Genomic DNA, 16,925 nt, shown 5'->3' on the forward strand with positions numbered 1-16,925 from the left:
GCAGATCAAAGCTGCCCCATCACCGTTTAAGCCAGTTCGGTCAGCTGGTCTGCCTTATGGATATTGACACAGCAGGCTTTGAATTCCGGGATGGTGGTATTGGGATCCCCCACCGCCGGGGTCAGCCGGTTGACGCCGTCACCGCATTTGGGTGTGGTCCAGCCGAAGCAAAAGGGCATGCCGATTTCGTGGATCATGCGGCCCTGAACCATCAGCGGCCGCATGCGCACGGTGACCATGGCAATGGCCTCGACCCGTCCACGCACACTTTCCACCACCACACCGTCTCCGTTGGCGATCCCCTTCTCTCCGGCCAGTTCCGGACTCATTTCCACATAGAGCTGCGGCTCGGCTTCCAGAAGGTTAGGCACGTTGCGGGTCTCTCCTCCCCCGCACCAGTGTTCGGTGACACTGTAGGTGGTCAGCACGATGGGATACTTGGGATCGGCCGGCGGGGCCAGACGATCCATCTCGCTTTTAACAGACTTGAAACACGGGCTGCTCAGCTGGCTCGAGAACGGATGGCGAACCACCGGTGTTTCCACCGGCTCGTAATGCTCAGAAAACGGCCCGTCGGCGCGTCCCGGGCCATAAAGCTGGCCAAAGCCGTGCTGATGCATGATAAACGGATGGCGCCCCTCGCCAGTGGCCATCGGCGGCCAGCCGCCGTCGGGCACGTCACCGACCCATTTTTCCCCTTGCCAGGCAATCACCGCCTTGTCGGGGCTCCAGGGCCGGCCATTGGCATCCACTGATGCACGGTTGTAGAGAATGCGGCGGTTGACCGGCCAGCACCAGGCAAAGTTGGGAAAAAGGCCGATCCGCGCCTGCATGTCGGTCTGTGAAGGATCCCGGCGCTTGGCCTTGTTGCCATCCTCCTCGGTAATGCTGCCGCAATAGAGCCAGTTCAGGCTAAGGGTCGAGCCGTCGTCGGACAGGGCCGTAAAACTGGGCACCTGCTGCCCCTTGCGATAGGCTTTGCCCTTGACCACAACATCCCGGGTGAAGACGCCGTTGATGCGCCGGGCCACGGTTTCCGGATCGTAGGCGTCGGGCCAGGCCATTTTCAGCAATGGATCCGGATAGCTACCGCCTTCCTCCTGGTAACGGCCCCGCACCCGGTTCATCAGATCCACGAACATGTCCCCAAAGGTCCGCGCCTGCCCCGGAGGCTTGACCGCTTCATAGTGCCAGAGCATCCAGCGGCCGCTGTTGGTCACCGAACCGGCTTTTTCCAGGCGATGGGCCGACGGCAGGAGAAAAACCTCGGTTTTCACGGTTTTGGGATCCACTCCCGGACGGTGCCAGTTGTCGCTGGTCTCGCTGTTGTGCACATCCACCGCCACCATCCAGTCCAGCTTGTCGAATGCTGCCCTGACCTTGTTGGCATTGGCCACGCTGTTGGCCGGGTTCAACCCCAGGATAAAGCCACCCTCGATTTCTCCGCGGTACATGCGGTCAAACAGGAACAGGTAGGAGTAGTCCTCACCTTTATCCAGCTTGGGCAGCATGCCGTAGCCAAAACCGTTTTCCGGCGTGGCGTTATCGCCGAACCAGGCCTTGAGCAGGCTGTTAAAATACTTGGGCTTGTGCTGCCACCAGTTGGCGCTTTCAGGATCATTGCTCACCGGGGTGTTGGCCTGGTGGTAATCGGCCAGGGTGGGCCAGTCGGCCCGTGGCGTTGCCATGTACCCCGGAATGATATGATAAAGCAGGGTATGGTCCGTGGAGCCCTGAACATTGGGCTCGCCACGCAGGGCGTTGATACCGCCGCCGGCAACGCCGATGTTGCCCAGAAGCAGTTGCAGGATGCCGGCCGAGCGGATGTTCTGGACCCCTACCGTGTGCTGGGTCCATCCCAGCGCATAGAGAATGGTGCCGGATTTCTCGGGAATTCCGGTAGCCGCATAAGCTTCATACACCCGCATCAGGTTGGCTTTGGAAACCCCGGTGATATCGGAGACTTTGTCCAGAGTGTACCGGGAATAGTGCTTTTTCAGCAGTTGGAAGACGCAGCGGTCGTGCTTGAGAGTGGTGTCACTGAGCGGTACCTGATCGGGCCCCAGTTCAAAAGCCCACTTGCTGCGGTCATACTGGCGTGTCTTTGGATCATACCCGGAGAAAAGACCGTCCTTGAAGCCAAAATCCTTGCCAACGATCAGGGCCGCATTGGTATAATTGGCCACATAGTCGTGAAAAAACTTATTGTTTTCGATAATATAATGGATCATACCGCCCAAAAAGGCGATGTCGGTCCCGGACCGTAACGGAACATGGAAATCACTGCGCGCCGACGTTCGTGAAAATTTTGGATCCACATGCATCACTACGGCACCGCGATTGGTCTTGGCGTCGAGAACCCATTTGAAAGAGATCGGGTGGTGTTCGGCAGCATTGCTGCCCATGATGAGGATGGCATCGGCATTTTTAATGTCGATCCAGTGGTTGGTCATTGCACCGCGTCCAAACGACTCTCCCAGAGCCGCAACTGTGGCGCTGTGTCAAATGCGGGCCTGGTGGTCCAGATGGACGACCCCCAACGCCCGAACCGCCTGATGCACCAGCGCACATTCCTCGTTGTCCATGTGCGAAGTGCCCAGCGTAAACAGATTCTCCAGGCGGTTGACCTGTTGCCCCTTGGCATTGGTGGCCGTGAAGCCCGCATCGCGGGTCTGTTTAACACGCCGGGCGATACGGTCCAGCACCCAGTCCCAGCTCTTCTGCTCCCATTGATCGCTGTATGGCGCCCGGTAAAGCGGCGTGGTCACGCGATGTGGATTGCGGGTGAGTGAAAGCATGGCCGCCCCTTTTGCACACAGGGCCCCTTCATTGATGGGGTAATCGGGATCGCCTTCGGTGCTGACCAGTTGGCCGTCTTTGACATGGGCGATGATGTGGCAGCTGACCGAGCAGAACGGACAGACACTGATCACCTCCTTTGCGCCATCGATCTTCAGTCCGCTGGCATACCCCTTGACCTGCTTCACGCTGCATCCCAGCTGCATCAGCGAAAGTCCGGCGATACCCGCACCGCTGACTTTCAAAAAGTCCCTCCGGTTGTAGGCCATAGCCTCCTCCTTTCAAAAGTAGCTTTTTTTGGTGAAAATTGGCAGATACCTGCCGATGGATATGTCTGCAATGATACAACGAAGGGGGTTACAAAAAGGTTACAGCGAGTGATGGGAAGGATGCCAAGCCGTTATCACGGCTTTGATCAATTGGGATTGAAAGCGTCTTGATCTTCTTTTTCAAGCAGCGCCGAAGGGCTTCAGATGCCGTGTGGGTGTGAGATTCACGCTAAATGGGTATTGGTGTTTCTCACTCTCAGCACCTTGCCTTTTGAAGCCCTTCGGTATTGGCGACAATCGGGTTGATTGGAGTGATATCATATTGACGAATCTGCCAATGCGTCGCGATTAACCGCTGATGCGCTCACCCGGTAATGGGCATTTCTCTAGACCATCGTGTTCACTGAAAATCGCGGCCCGGATGAAGCAATCGATTCACCACCGAGCATTTCCAGAACAGAGGATGGGCTCTGGTCTTTGTCCAGGTTGGCCATCATCATATAATTTTCAATGCTGCCCGTCTGCGACCATGAGCGGGTGGCCAGATCCCCATGATCTGTTTCCGGAGACGGCAGCGGTCCTTCCGGTCGGTTGGCTTCCAGAGCGGCCAGGGTTTCCTCCTCACTGAGGACCCCATCACCGTCTTCATCATAAGCGGCCATCAGATCTTCAACAGCCATATCTTCACCCGTCGCATCGCTGATCATGTCGGCAATCCCCTGCGCTTCGGCTTCATTCAGACTGCCATCATCGTCTTCATCGATTTTGTCAAACATCTCGGCAGGGCTCGGCCGACGCCCCATGCCTGCCATTTGCCCCGTGTTGGAAAAAGCTGAGCCAATGCTGTTGATCACCATAAAAGACCTCCTTGACGATTTATTTTGATTAACGATCTGGCTTTGTTCGCCACAACTGTTGAGCGACCGGTTAATCAAAGATATCGCCTTAAATAAACAGCCCATTATGGCAGTTGCGTTATGCTTCGGTAACTCTTTGTAACTTCATACAGGAAATCACCGACCACCCGCAGAGCAGGTGGTTTGATGAAGCCCCCTCGAAGGGGGCTAAAATTCAGACCAATAAACGTCGAACATCGAACGTCCAACTTCGAACATTGAATGAGGCATTCTGTCGATTTTAATCGTTTTTAGATCCTGCATCACAGGCGGCAGGCAAGGCGTTGGTGAGCCGTTTTTAATACGGCTTTTCACCAACACTGGCAAATAGACATCCGAAACCATCGGAAACGGTCAACAGGACGGTTTCGGGTGGCTTGGCAAAACAATGAAAGGCTTTTTCGATCAGGATTGGCAGATTGTCGGTGTGCGCTTGAGGAACCGGCTTTGCCCCTCACCGCGCAGGATAATGCTTTTGATATTTTCTCCCATTTCAACAAAATATCGATCATCGAAATAGCACAGGTTGCCAATAATCAACGCCTGTTCCGTTGAGCTGGCATGTTGAATTCGTTTAAACAGTTCTCGATTATCGGTCACATTCCATGCCGACAAAAAGGCGATCGTATCGGACACCCGGCACATACGCTTTTCAAATCCGTGTAAATAATCAGCGGTCATATACCGGGATGATTGTAAACTCCCCTTCAAATGGGGCAGCAGGGCCTCGCTTTTGATCTGAAGATGGGTTTCGCGTTTGAGCCAGGTCACCGGATTTTCGCTGCCGATAACGGCCGCAAACTGATCACTCAACCCGCTGTGTCGATCTTTTTGAATTTTTGCCGTGTTGCCACGTTGATAAACATCAATCCGTCTGGGATTGACCAGCAGATCACCAGCGGCCTGGAACTCGCAACTGTCGGCGTAATCGCCGGCCAGCTTGATGGCCAGCTCGGCAATTCTTGAAATGGTCAGCCAGAACACACGTGGATCGACGATTTCCAGATCCAGAGCCATCTTCAGCGCCTGATCAAGGAAGGCTTCGTTGGGAAGCCCGGTGGCATCCCGGTTTAATTGCTGGTTGAAGGTCAACCATGGATCTTGTCCCCAATAGGGATCATGGTCGCTAAACAGGTCATAGACAGTGGATAAAGACGACGATTGCACAGTGCACTCCTTTGAAAGGCAGCTTGAAAACCGTGTTAGTGTTTTCAAGCTGCCGCTTTAAGACAACATAAACGATTACAATTTTTCAAGGGCTACGGAACAGGCCTTGTACTCGGCGGTCAGCGTCACCGGATCAAAGGCCGCATTGGTCAACCAGTTGGCATTACCATCCCTGAAGTGAAACGCCATCCATACCATCCCCTGAGGAACTTCGGGCGTCACATTGGCCCGTACGGTGACCTCACCACGCCTTGATTTGACCCGTATCTTCTCGCCATTGGCGATCCCCAGGCGACCGGCATCGTCGAAGGAGATGTCGGCGGTTTCCTCTCCGAGAAGGTCGTTAAGGCCTTCGCACCGACCGGTCTGCGTACGCGTATGGTAGTGATAAAGCCGCCGCCCGGTACTGAGCACTAAGGGGTACGTTTCATCGGGCACCTCGGCCGGTGGTGTCCATTCGGCCGGCATGAAGCGGCCCAGCCCGGAGGTAAAGTTACCATCCCTGTGCAGAAACGTCGTTCCCGGGTGCTCGATCGTGGGGCAGGGCCACTGGAGCCCGTCTTGTTCGATCCGATAGTATTTGACACCGCCCAGGTTGGGAGCCAGCGCCGAAATTTCGTTGTCCCAGATCTCCTGGCCGCTGTTGGATGCCCAATCGTGACCCAAGCGTTTGGCGATCTGTTTGAAGATCCACCAGTTGGGTTTTGAGACACCCGGTGCCTGGCTGACACCGCGCACCCGGCTGACCCGACGTTCACTGTTGGTAAAGGTTCCGTTGTTTTCGCTCCAGGCACATGCGGGCAGCACCACATGGGCGAAACGGGTGGTCTCGTTCTGGAAAATGTCTTGAACCACGAGGAATTCGGCCGATGCCAATTCGTGTTCTACCTTGTGGATGTCCGGTTCGGTATTGGCCAGATTTTCTCCGAAAATATAAAAAGCCCTCACCTTGCCGTCCACCAGTCCGTCCATCATCTGAGGAATCATCAATCCCAGCTGAGTGGACATACCGTCGGTTTCCCAGGCCTTCTCGAACTTCTCGCATATCTTCTCGTCGGTTACGGCCTGGTAACCGGGATAGACGTTGGGCAACGCACCCATGTCACAGGCGCCCTGGACGTTGTTCTGGCCGCGCAGCGGGTTGACGCCGCCCATCTCCACGCCCATGTTGCCCAAGAGCATCTGCAGGTTGGCAGTGGACATGACGTTGTTCCGGCCGCAGGTGTGTTCGGTGATGCCCAGGGTGTAGCAGAGCATTACCGGTTTCACTGAAGCCAGCAGGCGGGCTACTTCACGGATTTTGTCAGCTTCGATACCGCAGATGTCAACGACCTTTTCCGGTGGATAGTTCATGACGATCTCTTTGAGTTCGTCAAAACCGGTGGTGTTTTTCTGCACGAATTCCTTGTCGTAAAGATCCTCTTCGATCAGGACGTACATGATGGCGTTGAGCAGGGCGATGTCGCTGCCGACCTTCAGTTGCAGATGCATATCGGCGAAATCCACCAGCCGATGCCGTCTGGGATCGGCCACAATCAGCTTGGCACCCTTTAGGACTGCATTTTTCACAAATGTGGAGGCCACGGGATGGGCCTCGGTCATATTGGAACCGATGACAAAGAACATTTTGGCCCGAGAAAACTCGGAGAAAGAGTTGGTCATTGCCCCTGACCCGAACGTTGCCGCCAGCCCGGCGACTGTTGGGGCATGTCAAGTACGGGCGCAATGGTCGATGTTGTTGGTCTTAAACACCCCCCTGAACAGCTTTTGCATCTGGTATGAATCTTCGTTGATGCTGCGGGCGCAGCTGACGCCGGCCACGGCATCAGGACCACTTTCTTTGATAATTTGCTTGAATTTGTTGGCCACCAGATCCAGCGCCTCATCCCAGGAGGCCTCACGGAAGGTGTCTCCTTCACGGATCAAGGGCGTGGTCAGGCGTTCTTCAGAGTAAATAAAATCGTAGCCGAAGCGGCCCTTGACACACAGCCGTCCCTTGTTGGGCGAGCCATCCTCGACCCCGGTGACTTTAACAATCTTGCCATCCTTGACGTGTAGCCACTGCTGGCACCCCACGCCGCAATACGGGCAGGTGGTGCGAACTTTTTCAGTCTCCCAAGGCCGCCAGTCAAGGCGGGCCTTTTTCTCGGTCAAGGCACCGGTAGGACAGGCCTGGATGCACTCACCGCAGAACACGCATTTGGAGTCCTTCAAGGGGACATCATCGCCGGCCACGATCTTGGCGTCGGCACTGCGGTAACCAAAGTTGATGGCCCGATTGACCTGCACCTCGTTACAGGCCTGCACACAACGGCCGCACAGGATGCAACGGGAGAAGTCACGCACGATCAACGGATTGGCCAGTTCCATGGGGTATTGTTGTTCTTTGCGCGGGTATTTGCCCCCCTCCACCTGGTACTGGTAGGCCAGGTCCTGGAGCCGGCAATCGCCCCAGGCCGGGCAAAGCGTGTCGAAATTATCGGATTTGGCAGCCTGCATCTGGTAACCGCTCCAGTCGCCCTCACGGCCTGAACCAATGGAGCAGTTGTGATTTCCCGAGGCTAACAGCAACTCCAAGGTTTCCCGCCTCGAGGCCACGACAGTGGGGGATTCGGTCAGGACATCCATGCCGTCGGCGGCCGGTGTATTACATGCGGTCACCAGAGTGCTGTACCCCTTGACTTCGACCACACAAATGCGACATGCACCCGTTGGCGTGGCGTCTTTGAGGTAGCAAAGCGTCGGAATGGGAATCTGGTTAGCTTGGGCGACCTCTAAAATGGTCTGCCCGGGTTCAAATGAAAAGGGGGAACCGTTGATAATAATGGTGCCCTGGGTCATGGACAGCTCCTTTTTATTATAATCATTGGTAGGTATTACCCGCTCTTTATGCCACCTCGGACATAACGTTTGTTGCTATTAGAAATTAATCGGTTTGTCAATCAGTTTCAGCAATTCCAATGGATTTTGGACGATTATATTGAACACTTCGCCCACTCGACACATATCCTACTTTAATTACAACATAAATCATCTTAAAAATGTCTCACAAAGACTCTTATTTGGGACAAGCGCAATAATTGTTCCGCATTGACAACATTTTATCGCTAGGCTATTCGATCAATGAGGATTGATCTTTGTAACCAGTAACTTTTTCATATACGGGAGACACAACGCATGGCAGAGAAGAAGTCTACCTACAGCGTCTGTGGGATGTGCACCGTAAGGTGCCCCATTAAAGTTGAGACAGAAAACGGGACCATCAGTTTCATTCAGGGGAACCCTCACATGGGTGGCATCAATGGTGCGCTATGCGCCCGGGGTGCAGCCGGTAAAGCACTGATCAATGACAATGAACGCATCCAACGCCCCATGATCCGGGTCGGCGACCGCGGCCAGGGCAACTGGAAAGCAATCAGCTGGGACGAGGCGCTGGACTACGCCGCCAAACAGCTCAAGTCGGTCATTGATACATATGGCGGCCGGAGTATCCTTTTTTCCGACCGTGGCGGTCCGTTCCGGGATCTTCATCAGGCCTTTGTGCGCGGTGTTGGCTCTCCCAACTGGTGCAATCATGACGCATCCTGTGCCCGCAACGTGCAGCATGCAGCTCTGTCCCTGTTTGGTTTCGGACGCAAAGGGGTCAGTTATGACCTTAAAAACGCCCGTCATGTGGTCCTTCAGACGCGCAACATGTTCGAAGCCATCAATGTCAAGGAGGTCAATGATCTCATGACGGCCATGGAAAAGGGATGCAAGTTGACCGTCATCGACATCCGTGCCAATGTACCGGCTACCAAGGCCCACCGATTTTTGATGATCCGTCCCGGATCGGATTACGCGCTTAACCTGGCGGTAATTCATACCCTGCTCAACCGCGGTCTTTACAATGCCGAATATGTTAACCGCTGGTTCAAGGATCTGGATGTACTGGAGCAGTTCGTCAAGCCCTACACCCCGGAGTGGGCCGAACAGGAAACCGGTATTCCGGCCACGGAAATCGTCAGCTTTGCCCAGGACCTGGCCAAAGACGCACCGGCCATCCTCTGGCATCCAGGCTGGATGAACGCCCGGTACCAAGACTCCTTTTACATGTCGCGCACCATTTACATTATCAACGCCCTATTGGGATCAATCGGTGCCAAGGGCGGACTCCCCATGGCCAACAAACCCAGCGATGTCGGCCGCAAGGGACTTAAAAAGCTGACCGATTTGGTACCCTCGCCCGAAGAAAAACGGGCCGATGGGACCGGTTGGAAATACGGGCATTTCGACACCGGCCCCGGCCTGCTCAACCTAGCTTTCGATGCCATTGAAACCGAAGATCCGTATCCGGTGAAAGCGTATATCGCTTATCGCCATGATCCGCTCATGGGCTTTCCTGATCCGGAACGGATGAAGCAAAAATGGTCCAAGCTGGACTTTCTCATGTCAGTCAGCTTTACCTGGTCAGACACGGCCTGGCATTCGGACCTGGTGCTGCCCCTGTCCCCCTATCTGGAACGGGAGTCGATTCTGGCCTGTAAAAACGGTCTCAACCCGTACATGTTTACCCGGCGCAGAGCCGTCGAGCCGCGTTATGAAACCCGTGCCGACTGGGAGATTCTGTGTGGCCTGGCCAAACGCCTGGGTATCGATGCCCTGGCTTTCAATTCCATTGAAGATATCTGGAATTACCAGCTTGATGGGTCCGGGGTAAGTGTGGCCGATTTCGATGCCAAAGGATTCGTGCAACTGGGCAAGGGTCCCTTATATAAAGATGAGCCCACCTTTAAAACACCTTCTGGAAAGATTGAAATCATCAATGAAAAATGGGAATCCCAGGGGGTTCCGTCTCTCAAGCCCTATGAAGGTGCCCATCCCCCCGAAGGACAGTTCCGCATCACGTTTGGCCGTTGTGGCGTACACACCCAAGGGCACACGGTAAACAACCCTCTGTTGTTCGAACAGGTCCCGGAAAACACCTTATGGATCAATGCCGGCGCCGGCGCAAAGCTGGGGCTGTCCGATGGCGATATGGTGGAAATCAGCGGAAATGGCCGGGGAGGACGCATGCGTGCCCGGTTGACCGATCTGATCCATCCCGAAGCAGTGTTCATGCTGCACGGGTTCGGACACCAACTCCCCGTGGAAAGCCGCGCCTTTGGCAAGGGGGTGGCCGACCATGAATTGATGTGCGGCGGCCTGGACAAATGGGATAAAGGTGGCGGCGCAATGGCCATGCAGGAACATTTTGTTTCCGTTTCAGCGTGTTAACCATCTAAAAGGCCAACCGCGCCTTAAGATAGTAAGATAGACAAAAAGCCATTTTTCGTATCTCATCCTTTTATCGGTAAGGTGCGATACTCGGCCGGACAGTAGTCGGCCAATACAATCCTTCGGAATCCACCCTGGGGCAGACAGCATGTCTGCCCCTCTTTTTTTTCCCATACGCCGAACCATTTTATCGATCATTAATCAAGGCGCCTTGGTCCCAAAGCCCAAATGGGCCAATCGCCTTGTCGGACACAACAACAAATTTACTTAATGTTTACCCCCCATTTGTCCGAAATAAATAATGATAATCGCTTGTCACGATCCAATCAGCACGTTTTAAAACCGGGAAAGATGTCCAGTTATCAGCTTCGCCGGAAAGGATGACCGTAATGGTTGATAAGGAAAACACAAAACCATTTCTTACGGGGCATTCATGTGCGACGGATCCACGGGCCGCCGCCGCCGAAATCAAGGACGCCGTGGTTGGACCGGACACGCGGTTGGTTCTTTTTTTCTGCTCCAGTAATTTTGATTTAGGGGTACTGGAAAAGGAAATACAGCGTCTGTTCACCGGCATGGAAGTCGTCGGCTGCACCACCGCCGGTGAAATCGGACCGGCCGGTTTCCGTGAACACAGTCTGGTGGGCATCAGTTTTTCGAAAAATGCCGCCAGCGCCGTTACAGGGCGTATCGATGGTCTGCGATCACTCACGATCGCTAAGGGGCAGGCATTTATCGAACACCTGCTTGGGCAGCAGGAAGATCAAATGCAAGATATGTCACCAGACAATAGTTTTGCATTCCTGATGGTCGACGGATTGTCCTTGAAAGAGGAGACTGTGGCGCACGTGGTGCAGACGGGACTGGGAAGCATCCCCCTGATCGGCGGATCAGCCGGCGATGGAATGCGATTTTCCAGTACATGTGTCTACCACAATGGACGATTTCATACGGACAGTGCGGTCCTGCTCCTGATCAAGACCCCACTGCCGTTCAAGGTATTCAAAACCCAGCACTTTATTCCCGGGGAAGAACGGCTGGTGGCCACCGAAGTTGATACAGAGAAGCGTATCGTCATGGAAATCAACGGACGACCTGCGGCCATCGAGTATGCAAGGGCAACCGGTTTTGACGAACGTCACCTGTCCCCCACCTGTTTTGCCGCCTCGCCGGTCGTTGTGTTGATGGACGGAACCAACTATGTCAGATCAATCCAAAAGGTGAATGCCGACAACAGTCTCACATTCTATTGCGCCATTGACGAGGGACTGGTTTTCAGAGTGGCCCACGGAGAAAACATTGAAAAAAATATAACCCAAACCCTTGAAGATCTTCAACGCACGTTAGGTCCCCTGCAACTAATCCTGGTCTGCGACTGCATTTTACGCAAGCTGGAAGTACTGCGCGATGGAAAGCAGGAAAGGGTGGAGGAAATCATGCGCCGTCACAATCTGGCAGGCTTCAATACCTATGGTGAGCAGTTCCGGGGCATCCATGTCAACCAAACACTGACCGGCGTTGCCTTCGGCACAACAGTAAAGGGAACCGATGACTGATTCCACGTCTTCTCCCCCGGATAAAGATAGCGATGAAATCGTTCGATTGAATAAAATCATCCGGGCCCTGATGAACCGTGCCGAAAAAACCATGAATGTTCGGGGATCTGCCTTTGGTCTGTTCGAGACAGCGGTCCGACTCGAAGACAAGGTCCGCCGCCGTACAGCCCAACTGGAAAATGCCCTGCGGGAAAACGAGCAGATCAACCGGGCCCTGCAACGCGCCCAAAAGCGCATGAAAGCGGAAATCGCGGAACGCCAACGCATCGAAGAAGCATTGAGAAAGGCCAATGAGCATCTGGAACAACTGAGTACGACTGATCCGCTGACTGGCCTGGCCAATCGGCGGCGCCTTATGGAAGCACTGACGACGGAATGGAATCGGGCGCTGCGCACCCACCATTCCATCGGCCTGGCCATGATCGACATCGACTATTTCAAAAAATACAATGACCGCTACGGCCATCCCGCCGGCGACCAATGTCTGCGCCACGTCGCCATGGCTTTAAAAACGGCAGTTCGGCGTACGGACATCGCCGCCCGATACGGGGGAGAAGAGTTTGCGGTCATTTTCCCGAATACCGACTATACGACCGTTTACCACGTGGCCGACCGTGCCCGGATGGCCGTGTATTCGCTGAAGGCACCCCACGCTGACAGTGATACCGGGATACTCACCGTCAGTGTCGGTGTTGCCGCCATGGTCCCTTCAACGGACACCACCATCGATCAGCTCATTTATTTAGCGGACACCGCATTGTATGTGGCAAAGCGTGAAGGCCGGAACCAGGTAAGGGGCCGATTTTTGGAATCATCGGGAACCCAATCGGAAAAGATCACGTTCAGGGGCTGAATGCCTAAGAGCCTATTTGATAAATCGTTTTCTCCGGCTGCCGAGTTCTCATTTCTCCTTTGACCTCACTCGGTGCTGGATCATCTCGCCGATAATACTCACACCGATTTCTTCAGGGGTTTCGGCATCGATGGAAATACCGATGGGGGAATGCACGCGATCAATGTCTGCCTGGGTATAGCCTTCTTCGAAAAGCGCGGAGTAAATGGCGTCTCTTTTTTTGCGGCTGCCGATCATACCGATATAACCAGCCTGGGTTTTAAGGGCCTGGGCCAGTACGGTTTTGTCGTGAAGATGGCCACGGGTCAAAATAACCACGTAGTCATCCGGACTCAGCTGGAGTCCCGCAAAACTCTCTTTAAAATTCTCCAACACCCGGATTTCACCAGCATCGGGAAACCGCTCGGCATTGGCGAATTCCTCCCGGTCATCGGCCACCGATACGGCAAAGCCCACCATGGCGGCCAAATGCGCCGTGGGCTGGGCCACATGACCGGCACCGAAAATAAACGCCCGACAGATCCGGCCCACCGGTTCCACGACCACGAAACCATCGATGATGCTTAAGGTATGAATCATCGATGAAGATGCCACCGCCCCCACCTGGTCCTGTTCGATGGCCGACAGCGGCAAGTCACCCAGAATCTCCCCGCGAGCCGAAACAATACCGTGATGCACGGCACTGATTTTATCTCCATTTTTTTTCACCATGGTCAGCAGGCTGCCGCTGGCACCCGAGGCAAACAGCTCACGCCAGGCGCTGAAAACAGTACGGTTGGAAGCGCTCGGCGCCACATAATCCAGTAGCACCTCTGCCTGCCCCCCACAGATCATATCCATGGTGGCCACGCTCTGTTCACTCAGATCAAAAGGAATCACCGCCGATTGTTCCTGCCCGATCAATTCCACGGCCGTTGACATGGCCCCGGCTTCGATAATTCCGCCGCCAATGGTCCCCACGCCACGGCCGTCGGCGGTGACGATCATTTTGCTTCCCGACGTGCGCGGTGTGGACCCGCTGTGGCTGATGATGGTGGCCAGAACAAACGGTTGGTTGGATGCCAGAAGTTCACAGGCGGTGTTGGCAATGATACGCATGGGTCAGATTCCTTCAACTTGGTTTTTTGTCAATTCAACAAAACGCGCGTTCTCCATACCGTTATAGACGGTCGAGATCAACCCTAAACAAATACCACCATTTGACATTTTTAATTGGACATTGGGTTTGTTACGAAGCTGCCATTATCCGTTTTGACGGTAGAGCCGCCTCCCTTCACGGCTGGTCAAATTATACAGGCAAAACGGCACCAGCCGGCGATCCGGGGCCATCACATGAATGCAGCAGTCACGCACCCGTTCCAGATCGAGGTTCCAGACATCCTGAAAGGCCATGGACGACACCGACAGCATGTGCGTCCGCGCCCGCTGGATAAACATATCCAGGTCCATGGCGTCCGGACCAGTAGAATCACCTGCCGGCGCAAGGGGGCTGGACGGCTCACAGCATGACTGGGGCGCCCGCCATTGCCGGGCCACATAGGCGATGGCATTGGCCGCACCAACCTCGGCCTGAATAGGCTTGGCGCAGCAGGTGCCGCCTGACCGGCCCACGGACTTGACACTGCCATCGGGCATCACCATATAGCTCGCACTGAAACTGCACAGGGAGTTCTCACAACCCGGTGGTGAAAAATCAGAAGCACGAAAAGCGCCATCGGTCTGGTCTTCGATCAGGCGCATAAGTTGCGGCAGGGTGATCCGATCCGCATCGGCCGGGGGGTGAAAAAAGCGGCCGAAATAACTCACCGGTTGAAAGTGGATCGATCTGACCACCGGCACGTGGGCCACGGCCAGCTTCATCAGATTGCCGATGTCCTGATCATTGACGCCGGGCACCAGGGTCGGCACCAGTACCACGCCGATGCCGTGCCGGCCGCAACACTCGATGACGGCCTGCTTTTGGGCCATCAGCGGCCGGCCGCGAAGCTTTTCGTAAACGGCATCATCGGTGCCGTCAAACTGCAGAAAAATCGACGACAGCCCTGCGTCCTTGAGATCGCTGACGAACGGTTCATCGCTGGCCAGACGCAGTCCATTGGTATTGACCTGGATAAACTCAAAGCCCGCTTGCCTGCCCATGGCAACGATCTGCGGCAAATCATCCCGCAGGGTGGGTTCACCGCCGGACAGTTGAATGTTGCTTCCCGGGCCGGCCTGGGCAGCTGCATCAAACCAACCCTTGATGGTCGAGAGGGAAGGATCATCATCGGCCGCGGCCGTTGAATCGGCATAGCAGACCGGGCATCCCAAATTACAGCGCTGGGTGACCTCGAGGATAATCGTGCACGAACGCTGGCGATGCTCCGGGCAAAGGCCGCAGTCAAAGGGGCAGCCTTTTTCCACAGCATGGCCGGGATGGGCCGGATGCGTGGGGATCTTGGGCCGCTGCCAACTGGTGAAGGCCGGCTCTCCGTCCCAAACGCGCACGCTAAAAGGTCCGTGGTCGGGGCAGGTTTTCTCTATATAGACCCGCTCATCGCGCATGACGCGCTGAGCCGGAATGCGCGCCAGGCAGACGGGACAAAGACTCTGCGTATTTTGGGGTAAAGTACTCATGAAGAACGCTTTCAATTCGCCTCGTAAGGATCAATTCCATGGACGGTAAGAATTTCCATGGCCTTGGCAAAGGTGTTGCCGACAATCTCACCACAACGCTGGCGGGCCGCAGCCGGGCCGTCCTCGCCGGTAATGCTCTCGCAAAGTGTGCCACCGTATCGAGCGCCCACTTGGGTTTGGAACCATTCGGTCAGCTCGGCCAGCATGAGCGGAAGCTGATCCGATTCCGTCTCGTCGTCACTGCCCTTGCCGGCATAAAGGGCCAGCATGCAGCAGCAGCCGGTGAGCGCCCCGCAACTGGCCTGCCCGCCGCCGCAGCCGTAGGCCAGCCCGGCCATGGAGCGCACCAGGGCCGGATTTTCCTCCTCCCGGGCATCCAGGGCAAGTTGAACGATGATCTGGCTGCAGGCGTAGCCGGCAGAAGCCAGGCGCAACATCTGAATTAGGTAATCATCCATTATATCAGTGTTTCTCCCATTAATCGTGTTCACATCTGAGCATCATTCACTATCGTTGTTTGCTCGCAACGATCAGGCAATACCCAGGACGTCGGCCGCTGTCACAGCTACCCGACGCACAATCGATGCCCCACCATTCGGTCAGCGATACACCGGCCCAGACGAGTTGGGCAGCCAATTGTTTCAGGGCACCCGAATGATCTTCCCACAAATCGATCTCGAATCCGGCAGCCTCGATACGCCGGGCCATGGTGTGTCGGTCCACGGCACCGGCCAGGCAACCGCCGCCGGTTGCCATGGGGTCGACCGTCAGCGCATCGTCCGGCGTCCGCCAATACAAGTCGGCGATCACCAGATGGCCGCCCGGCTGCAATACACGGTAAAAACCGTTCAACGCCGATGCAGCATCGGGCAACAGGGAACAGACACACTCGCAAAAAACCGCGCTGAGCCCATCTGCCTTGATGGGCAAGGCCATGGCGCTGCCACGAACCAGGCCCAGGGCTCGATCCTGATTTCTGGCCTCGGCGAGCAAACGGCGTGAAAGGTCCAACCCAATTACGCTGACACCATATTCGGCCTTTAAAAATACCGATGTGGCACCGGTTCCGCAGCCGATATCCAGTACCCGATCACCAGAACCCAACCCACAGTAATCCGTCGCCCGGCCGGTGAGCGCCAGGCCGCCGGGCCGGATCGTCGGCCCGGTCACAGCCCGCACAGAGTCTGATTCATAGGGTTTTGATATCATCTTGCTTCCTGGTCGTATTGATATTTTATATGAGATCACAGATGAACGAAGAAATGTCAAATAACAAAATCCAAATGTCAATTGAAGGATAACTTCGATTTATAATGGACAGAATACCACCATTTGGCATTTTTCATTGGACATTTGACATTCATACAAATCACACTCAGGTATCCTATCGATTCCTATATAGAATTAGATCCGATCCGCCACTTAACACTTAACACTTGAAACTTAACACTTTTACAAAACAACCTTGTCGTAAACCGTTCGTCTCCAACTTGAGATTTTTTGCGAACCGCGA

General features: G+C 55.0%; 11 protein-coding genes. 3 read left to right on the top strand and 8 right to left on the bottom strand.

Annotated elements, in window-relative coordinates:
• Window positions 1–26: 26 nt before the first annotated feature.
• The 4 genes from fdnG to fdhF form a co-directional block, all read right to left on the bottom strand.
• Window positions 27–3,068 (bottom strand): formate dehydrogenase-N subunit alpha, encoded by a 3,042-nt coding sequence (gene fdnG / locus Dvar_RS39985; RefSeq protein ID WP_419659043.1) that lies wholly within the window; start codon window positions 3,066–3,068, stop codon window positions 27–29.
• Between the two features lie 386 nt (window positions 3,069–3,454).
• A complete protein-coding gene (locus Dvar_RS39990) occupies window positions 3,455–3,925 on the bottom strand; it encodes an EF-hand domain-containing protein (protein WP_419659044.1) in 471 nt (156 codons plus the stop codon).
• Between the two features lie 444 nt (window positions 3,926–4,369).
• Window positions 4,370–5,131 (bottom strand): hypothetical protein, encoded by a 762-nt coding sequence (locus tag Dvar_RS39995; protein ID WP_419659045.1) that lies wholly within the window; start codon window positions 5,129–5,131, stop codon window positions 4,370–4,372.
• A 75-nt stretch (window positions 5,132–5,206) separates the two neighbouring features.
• Window positions 5,207–7,972, bottom strand: coding sequence for a formate dehydrogenase subunit alpha (fdhF, locus tag Dvar_RS40000; RefSeq protein ID WP_419659046.1), 2,766 nt, complete (start codon window positions 7,970–7,972; stop codon window positions 5,207–5,209).
• Between the two features lie 336 nt (window positions 7,973–8,308).
• On the opposite strand from fdhF, the gene Dvar_RS40005 reads away from it, so the two are divergent.
• The 3 genes from Dvar_RS40005 (at window position 8,309) to Dvar_RS40015 (ending at window position 12,796) form a co-directional block, all read left to right on the top strand.
• Window positions 8,309–10,387 carry a molybdopterin-containing oxidoreductase family protein gene (locus Dvar_RS40005; RefSeq protein WP_419659047.1) on the top strand — a complete coding sequence of 693 codons (2,079 nt, stop codon included), beginning with the start codon at window positions 8,309–8,311 and terminating at the stop codon, window positions 10,385–10,387.
• 389 nt (window positions 10,388–10,776) lie between these two features.
• Window positions 10,777–11,943: a nitric oxide-sensing protein NosP gene (gene nosP, locus Dvar_RS40010; RefSeq protein ID WP_419659048.1), complete on the top strand. Its 1,167-nt coding sequence runs from the start codon at window positions 10,777–10,779 to the stop codon at window positions 11,941–11,943.
• Complete coding sequence (locus Dvar_RS40015; RefSeq protein ID WP_419659049.1) at window positions 11,936–12,796, top strand: GGDEF domain-containing protein; 861 nt, start codon at window positions 11,936–11,938, stop codon at window positions 12,794–12,796. Before nosP ends, Dvar_RS40015 begins: the two co-directional genes overlap by 8 nt.
• Window positions 12,797–12,844: 48 nt before the next feature.
• On the opposite strand, the gene Dvar_RS40020 is transcribed toward Dvar_RS40015, so the two are convergent.
• From Dvar_RS40020 to trsM, 4 genes are all read right to left on the bottom strand, one after another.
• Window positions 12,845–13,894 carry an XdhC family aldehyde oxidoreductase maturation factor gene (locus Dvar_RS40020; protein WP_419659050.1) on the bottom strand — a complete coding sequence of 350 codons (1,050 nt, stop codon included), beginning with the start codon at window positions 13,892–13,894 and terminating at the stop codon, window positions 12,845–12,847.
• Between the two features lie 144 nt (window positions 13,895–14,038).
• Window positions 14,039–15,412: a radical SAM (seleno)protein TrsS gene (trsS, locus tag Dvar_RS40025; protein ID WP_419659051.1), complete on the bottom strand. Its 1,374-nt coding sequence runs from the start codon at window positions 15,410–15,412 to the stop codon at window positions 14,039–14,041.
• 11 nt (window positions 15,413–15,423) lie between these two features.
• Complete coding sequence (locus Dvar_RS40030) at window positions 15,424–15,870, bottom strand: DVU_1555 family C-GCAxxG-C-C protein (protein ID WP_419659052.1); 447 nt, start codon at window positions 15,868–15,870, stop codon at window positions 15,424–15,426.
• Between the two features lie 49 nt (window positions 15,871–15,919).
• A complete protein-coding gene (gene trsM / locus Dvar_RS40035; protein WP_419659053.1) occupies window positions 15,920–16,621 on the bottom strand; it encodes a DVU_1556 family methyltransferase in 702 nt (233 codons plus the stop codon).
• Window positions 16,622–16,925 lie beyond the last annotated feature (304 nt).

It is taken from the genome of Desulfosarcina variabilis str. Montpellier (assembly GCF_048565275.1).
GTDB lineage: Bacteria > Desulfobacterota > Desulfobacteria > Desulfobacterales > Desulfosarcinaceae > Desulfosarcina > Desulfosarcina variabilis.